The organism is Pseudoalteromonas luteoviolacea NCIMB 1942 (genome assembly GCF_001625595.1).
Lineage (GTDB): Bacteria > Pseudomonadota > Gammaproteobacteria > Enterobacterales > Alteromonadaceae > Pseudoalteromonas > Pseudoalteromonas luteoviolacea_A.
Genome location: NZ_AUXT01000081.1, coordinates 1 through 7401 on the forward strand (window position 1 = coordinate 1; position 7401 = coordinate 7401).

Annotated in this window: 5 protein-coding genes; 2 read left to right on the forward strand and 3 right to left on the reverse strand. The window is 38.5% G+C overall.

The features are described 5' to 3' along the window. Positions 1-279 precede the first annotated feature (279 nt). Together N482_RS05195 and N482_RS05200 are read right to left on the reverse strand one after the other, a co-directional pair. On the reverse strand, positions 280-792 hold the full coding sequence (locus tag N482_RS05195) for a DUF2938 family protein (RefSeq protein ID WP_063376061.1): 513 nt from the start codon (positions 790-792) through the stop codon (positions 280-282). Positions 793-937: 145 nt separating this feature from the next. Next, positions 938-3187: a response regulator gene (locus tag N482_RS05200; protein ID WP_063376062.1), complete on the reverse strand. Its 2250-nt coding sequence runs from the start codon at positions 3185-3187 to the stop codon at positions 938-940. Between the two features lie 370 nt (positions 3188-3557). Between N482_RS05200 and N482_RS05205 the strand changes: the two genes are divergently transcribed. After that, positions 3558-3989, forward strand: coding sequence for a BLUF domain-containing protein (locus N482_RS05205; RefSeq protein ID WP_063376063.1), 432 nt, complete (start codon positions 3558-3560; stop codon positions 3987-3989). Positions 3990-4172: 183 nt separating this feature from the next. Further along, a complete protein-coding gene (locus N482_RS05210; protein WP_063376064.1) occupies positions 4173-5588 on the forward strand; it encodes an EAL domain-containing protein in 1416 nt (471 codons plus the stop codon). A 39-nt stretch (positions 5589-5627) separates the two neighbouring features. Here N482_RS05210 and N482_RS05215 read toward each other — a convergent pair whose 3' ends face one another. Further along, positions 5628-6776 (reverse strand): hypothetical protein, encoded by a 1149-nt coding sequence (locus N482_RS05215; protein ID WP_155730494.1) that lies wholly within the window; start codon positions 6774-6776, stop codon positions 5628-5630. Between the last annotated feature and the right edge of the window lie 625 nt (positions 6777-7401).

Below are 7401 nucleotides of genomic sequence, written 5' to 3' on the forward strand. Positions count from 1 at the left end.
CAAAGTGTGCTCGCACCCTGCCCTTCAGGTACAACTGTCTCAGCTTCTCCATCAAAAACGGTTAGTTTACCTTTAGTAATATAAAACGATTCTTGTTCATTTGAATGTGTGTGTGCGGGCCCACCCTAGCCAGGCTTTAAAATTGACAATAATAATGAAAAGCGACCGTCAGTTTGTCAACCTCTGGTAATTATTCGATAAAGATTACCTGCTGATAGTGTGTATTGTGCATCATTTGGGAAATCTATTTTTATTGATTCAGTAATCATTTTTTCTCCTTTAAAGTTCAATGTGTATATACGGTAACGATAAAGCCGAAACATATATCCCAGTGCCGTACATCACATGTGCTGCAACGCTTTTAAGACGGTTAGTAAAAGGTGATGGAGTATTAGAAGCCGCTATACCAAAGCCAAAGCAAGGCTGCATAATAAAAAATGGGAGAGTGACAGTTACAAGGCCAAATACTGCACTACCTGCAAAGCTCTGAACGCCCACATTGAAGTGTTGGCTCAAGAATAAAAACATGGCACCAAATGCAACCCCTATTACATAGTGACTAACCCAACCCACAAAGCCTTCATACCGTTTTTTAGGAGATTGAATGATATTGCTATGCCGAAATTGACAATTGAAGTATAAAACCCAACGGCCAACTAAGGCATAATCAAGAGATTGGATGTGGAAGATCCGTTTTAAAGCAAAGGCATAAAAATCCATAAATAGCGTTGCACCAATACCCAGTACAGCTGCATGCCAAAAGAACAGATTAAAATCAGTGGTCAAAAACATCTTGCTTTCCTTCAAGGTTTGTTAAATAAACTTCTAGATGGCTAAATAAACTATGCCACTTGAAGTCAACTTGAGGTCAAGCCCTTTTTTGAGGTAACTATGCAACAGTAAGTTAAGTTGGATAAATACTATGACGAAGGTGATATTACACTTCGGCGAAAGATAAATATTTTGAAAGTGCACTCACTAAACTTTCTAATTGGATCGGCTTAGTTATGTAATCATCCATTCCAGCTTCTAAGCATGCTTCCTTATCTCCTTTCATTGCGTTAGCAGTCAAAGCCAAAATGGGAATATCCAAATAACTCTCTCCTCCAAGCCCCCTACGGATCCGCTTAGTTGCCTCAAAACCGTCCATCTCTGGCATTTGACAGTCCATGAGTACTAACGCAAAGCTATTTTCACCGCCATGGGCAGCCAAAATTTGAATAGCTTCTTTACCGTTACTGGCAAGCTCCGGCTGTAGCCCTAAAGAATCTAACATTTTTTTCGCCACGAGCTGGTTAACGGGGTTGTCTTCGACTAACAAAACACGCTGTCCTGCAAATCTGTTTTCATCACATGGGTTATCATTTTCACTGTTGTGCAACTTGCTTTGACGACTCTCTATCAACTTCTCTAAATCATGCTGGGTAAAGGGCTTGGTATATTTACCCGAATACCCCAACTTTTTGAAGTGCTCACTGTTGTCTTTGTCGTTAAGCATGGTCAGTATGATAGCTTTAGTTGTGGGTTGCAATTCCCACTTTTTAAACCAATTGTCTGTCTTGCGGCCACTAACGTGACGACTCACAACAATCAGGTCAACATCATTTTCAAACAAGTGTGTTTGTGCGCTTCTGAAAGAATTCTTAACATCAACTTGAGTTGAGTAACACTCAAATAAATGTTTAAGCGTACGTGCAGATGCAGCTTGCTCTTCAACAATTAATACACACCCAAATGCCGACCTTCTAGGTGGTGCAGCTTTATCTCCCTTGCTAAGTAAAATATCAAAACTAAAGGTACTGCCCTTCCCGAGGTTACTCTGCAGCGAAACTTTGCCCCCCATTAATATTGATAAGGTTTTAACTATCGCAAGACCAAGTCCAGTTCCACCAAATCGTCTCGTTGTGGTGGCATCAACTTGCGAGAACGAGTCAAATAATTTAGCTTGTTTGTCATCCTCAATGCCAATACCCGTATCCCTTACAACACCCGAAAGACGTATTTTATCTCCCTCACATACTGTTTCAATGGCGACAACCACTTCTCCGCTATGAGTAAATTTAAGTGCATTACCAACTAGGTTTCCGAGTACTTGCTTAAACCTGATGGGGTCGCCAACAACCATACGATTGTCTACTAAGTGTGTTTCTAGCAATAACTCAAGGTGTTTATCGTGAGCCGCATGGGCATGTGTTTTTATCAACGCGGCACACTGTTCAATAACATCAAATTCAACTTTCTCAATTTCTAAACGGCCTGCTTCTATTTTTGAAAAGTCTAAAATATCGTTTATTACGACCATTAGCGCGTCAGCACTAGACTTGGCGGTCAAGACATAGTTTAACTGGACTTCAGTCAAGCCCTCTTTTTCTACAAGATCAAGCATGCCAATAACGCCATTCATTGGCGTTCTTATTTCGTGGCTCATATTAGCCAAAAATTCGGATTTGTGGCGGGACGCTTCTTCTGCCTTTTTCTTTGCAATGCCTAGTTCATAGTTAGAATTTAGCAATGCTTGCCTAGCTTGTTTATTTGCGAAGTTATGAAGCTCACCCACCATAATTGCAAAACCAAAGTTAAAAATGAGTTGAGCTACCATAATAGTTATAAAAAACAGCTGGATATAAATACTTGAATCATCAAGAATACTTGAAGCATTTTGGCTAACGGGTGCGCTCACCCTGAATATACCAGCAGTATTTAGACACCCTAACCCCAAAACCACGAGCGCACCAGACACCTCAAACCTGTTTCTTCGATGTTCGACCAAAATGGCCACAATCCAAGCTGAAGTGATAAATATCATTGATACAGCCAGTTTTAGCCGATAGTTATATGAATCGTGCCAATAAGTAAACAGTGATAGTAAAATAAGAAATGCGACCAAATATCCGGTGAAAACCCGCCAAGGAGGTCGTCTATCAACAGCATAATAAAGGCCTACAAGCATCATTATTAAAGAGAGTTGGCCACAAAAGTTCGACGCGATATGCTTAAAAAAGTACGGCAGTGACTGCTGCGCCGCGAATAAGCCAAAGTTTGCAACCAGCAGCCAAGGTCCAACGGCCCAAAATACGGTTGCTTTTATATCTCTGTTGGCCATCCATAAAAAAGTCAAGGCAGTTGCTGACGCTACAATCCCGACGGCACACATAAGTAGTATTGTCTGGGTTGAAAGAACTAACATCGCCACCTGCTTATTATTTTCATTATGAACCTCTGGATTTTCCTTACTAAAAAGTAGGAGACAGGTGCTTTAAAGTAAAGTATGAATACTTGAAACTTCAATTAATTAGTAGCGATTTATGCTTACGAATACGGAGGCTAAATCAAAATGCTAACGCATGTCATGAAAATCAACCGCTCTTTACCTTTGAAGCTCGCAGCACAGTTTTGCGCTTGGTTTAATACCAGTTCACTTCCATAACCCTGCAACCTTTATTTCTCTAACAAAGCGGTTTGCTAATTCCAAAGCAGCCTCACTATAAAGTGTCTAACTAGGCACTATTGCAAATTACCCACTATGATAATTTAAAATCACCGTCAAAAATTTAAAAATGGACCTTATCGAACTTATCTACATTAGTACCGTAGCAGCACCGCTTTGTGATGAAGAGTTAGAGCTTTTACGCCGGCAATGCGCAGCGGCAAATCAATTACAAGGGATATCTGGCATGCTGCTATATGATAGGCATCACTTTATGCAGGTTATTGAAGGCGATAAACAAAAAGTTGAACAGCTGTTTGAACGCATAAAAAAAGATCACAGGCATAACGACATTTCAGCATTAATCTGTAACCCCATCGAAAAAAGAAACTTTCGCCGCTGGGCAATGGGTTTAATTGACTTAGATAAAAACGAATCATACCGAAAAGTTCGCAAAAACAGACCTCACAGAAGGCTTCCGTTAAGTTATAAGTTACTCAAATCATTTCGTAATCATGAATTTGAAATAGAGGATCACATCGAAAAATCATTTGGCAACTAGTCCAACCTTTCCTTTGTTATCCCAGCTATACCGTTGCAGTTTTTTGCTTAAATACCAGTCCAAAAGTTGACCTAGTGTAATGGACTGTAATGTAAAAACATGAGTTAAAGTGAAAAAACACATATTTCGTCCATTTTTGTAGTTTTTAATCTACAACGTATATTTCCCAACTGTTTTTCTTTTATGAATAATATTTATTTAAGCATCGCAATAATTGCTGCAGCGGTGAGTTTCATCGCACTGATAAGGACCAATCAATTACGTAAAAAGGATTTGAAGGTCTTAAATGAAATTAAAAAAGCCAAAGATGCACTGAGTAAGTCGGTGCTCTACCATGGTAAAAGCGATATACCCAATTATATGTTTTTTATGCAGCGGCTAATGAAGGTCGACCGTAAGTTTTCTCGCTTCCATGTGTCATTGATAAAGTTAGGCCGCACGCCGGTGTTTGATTCAATAGAGGGGAATATTGATTCTCTCTCCGAGTTATTTAAGGACATCAGTAAATCATGCCAACCATTTGCTTTGGCGTTGCATGATTCTGAGTACCTTGTCATGGCGTTTGTCACCCATGATACCGACTCCAGCCAACAAGAAGCACAGTCTAAACAACTTGAGATTTTAGAAAAGCTACCAAGGCAAGTTTGGGTCAATAACACCCAAGTGCCTATCGATTATGCGATTTCTTCTATGAGCCTAACAGGCCAGTCATCGTTATATGGCATCGACAAGGTTCAACGTAGACTTACTTTCTCTATGAAATTCGCGCTAGAATCTGAAAATGGTGCCTTTTACCATAATGAAAAATTGTACCAAGCCGAAATGTACCGTAAGCATGTACTGTTAAAGCTCATGAATAGCATTTCATTCAACCCAGATGATTTCTATCTCGTATTTCAACCGATGTTTAAAACGTCAAACTTAGATAGACCCAAACGTTATGAAGCACTGGTTCGATGGCGAAACACCAAGAATTTAGGGCCAAAAATGTTTATGCCTATGATCCAAGATAAACCCGAGTTACAAAATGAGCTGACAAAAATCGTCGTCAATCAAGTGTACTCAATGCTCAAAATCAAGCTCGACGCACAGGAAAAACTCAAACCTATCCATTTAAATATTTCGGGTGCGATGCTTGAAAATGAACAATTGCTAGATTATCTAAAAAAGGTCATTAGAGATACGCCGTCTATTGCAGCGTTTATTACTTTTGAGATAACCCAAGGCAGTGAGCTAAGTTTAAGTGAAAACGCACAAAATACGCTACGAAAGATGTCAAACTTAGGCTTTAGCTTTGCAGTTGATGACTTTGGAAAAAGCAATGCCGACACAAGCCGCGTACTCAATAGTAAATATTTTAACTCTGTTAAGATAGATAAAGCTTATATTGCAGATGTTCAGAGCAAAGCCGACCAAGCTCCAAAACTAGACGCGATTGTACAAATAGCCAAAGAAAGTAAAAAGACGGTGATTGTTGAAGGCATTGAAAATCACCATCAATACGAATACGTGAAGCGATTTTCTAATATTTATCTTCAAGGATATTATGCTTCGGTGCCACTGACTATGAATGAGTTTCTTTCAAACGAAGCAGCATAAAATGTATTCCCTCGCATGTCAGTGCATGCGGGGTTTTCTCTAATCATTTGACTTCAGCCAAAATAGACCGCCATTAACTGAACACCAAGCCTTTTTACCACCTCGATTAATATATTCATTAACCGTATCTGTACACAGTTCAGAATAGCCCTCTTCACTACCCTTGCTCGGGTCAAATAACAGCTCTACCGCAGGGTATATAGTTTTTAACTCAGACTTTAGCTTCCTCGCACTTTGCGTATTGCCACCCTGAGCAAAAGCTAATAAGGTACGAGTCGCCAAATCCCCAAAGCTACCCTCACTTTTTGTGAGTAGCAACTCATCTAAAGAGCACCAGCTTTTTTGTTTTACGTAACAGTTATAGAGTTGGTATCGATTTTTATATGCATCGTTTAAGGTTAGAGGTAAAAGCGTTTCTAACTCATCGGTTGCAGCCTCAATATTTCCCATATTAAATTGAATTTGCGCCTTTCGACCACGTAAAATCAAGTAGGGCTGAGCTTCAAATAACTTATCAAACTCCGACTTGTGTCGAAGCTTAAACTGTTCTGTAATAAGTTCTCGCTCAATAACAAGAATCAAGTCATTAATCAATGACAACGTACACTCATCATCTTTACTGAGTATATTGTGCAAGTGCGACTCCAATTCTGTACGGTTAAACCCATCAAAAGTGGCTGGCTCCTGTGCTTGCTCTAAGCATTGCTCTGAAAATCGCATTTGGTGTATCGTACTGCTGAGTCGCGTAATTAGAGATTGCTTTGCTTCTTGCACTTCTATTTCAAAATTACGTTGTTCAGTGCCAAATATATTCCGCGCATTTATATAACTACTAAACCCTTTTAAAATACGACATAACCAATTGAGCTCTTTTAATTGCTCACTCCTCAACGCGCTCCGATCAATAAAACTCAGCGCTGCAAGCATGCCTTTACAGTAGCTTGGCAATGGCATATTTTCTTGAAGTGCAGCTTGAAGATTAGACGCTTGCAATACACATTTTTGAGGTAATTCAAGTGTATTGCACATTATGCGGTCCATACAAATATTGTAGAAATCCATCAGAGATTTGAGCTGTGATTCTTGACCTGATGCAATTTCACCAAACAATCCGTTAATCCATAAACTAGGCAGTACTGTTTGAGGTGTGACTCCAAGCCCCATTATGTAGCCTTCGATAAAAAACATATTAGGCTGGAGCTCTGACTGGAAAGAGAGCTTTGTTATGATCTTTTTAATGCTCTGCAATAGTACTAATCACTATATTCTTAGTTTATATTAATAGCATACATGACTCTTAATAATATTTATACATAAAAATAACGAAACAGGACTATTTATATTCTTTTCACTTACTTAAAAGAAAAAACATTCACATTATTAAAAAAGCACCACCTTCCAAGAAGGAAAATATTTAAAACCTTTATAAACAAAAGCATGCAGTTACAACCTTAATAACCCTGATAGCGAATAAAGGCGCTTTAAATCTTGTCCTTACGAAATTTTTCGTATCTAGCAATAGAAAACCAAACCTTTCTAATATTTAACTTTGCATTCGAAGTATCTATTTTAAAACCTTAAAATAATTATTTTAATTTCCTGAACATTAAACATAAAAAAGCGACATGTTTATCAAAAAAAAATAGTTAACTGCTATTTTCATCTCTAAAAAACAGCCCGCTAACTCTCTAATTTTATAAGTATTAATTTATTTAAATAAATTAAAAATGAGACATAAAAATAATAATAACGTAGCTACCCGCAATTATTTTTATTTACAACAATGGAAAAGGCAGGGCGGGATCACACTTTG